Source organism: Cohnella baijiui, from assembly GCF_020731285.1.
In the GTDB taxonomy this organism is placed as follows: Bacteria; Bacillota; Bacilli; order Paenibacillales; family Paenibacillaceae; genus Cohnella.
The window spans coordinates 1-207 of sequence record NZ_JAJFOW010000555.1 but is presented as its reverse complement, the minus strand read 5'-3'; the positions used below and the strand labels follow the sequence as shown (position 1 = coordinate 207).

Here is a 207-nt window from a genome sequence, read left to right as displayed (position 1 = left end):
ATATAACGCAGGGTTTCCTCGTCGATGGGGAACATGGAGATGGTGGAGCCGTATTCAGGGCTCATATTGCCAATAGTGGCACGGTTGGCCAACGGCACAGCGCTGACGCCGGGGCCGTAGAACTCCACAAACTTGCCGACCACCCCATGCTGACGCAGCATATCGGTAATCGTCAGCACCAGGTCGGTAGCCGTGGTGCCCTCAGGC

General features: G+C 58.9%; 1 protein-coding gene. It reads right to left on the bottom strand.

Annotated features, from left to right (window positions below):
* A partial coding sequence (locus LKX83_RS33765; RefSeq protein WP_227887699.1) for an aconitase family protein occupies nucleotides 1-207 on the bottom strand: 207 nt, incomplete at both ends.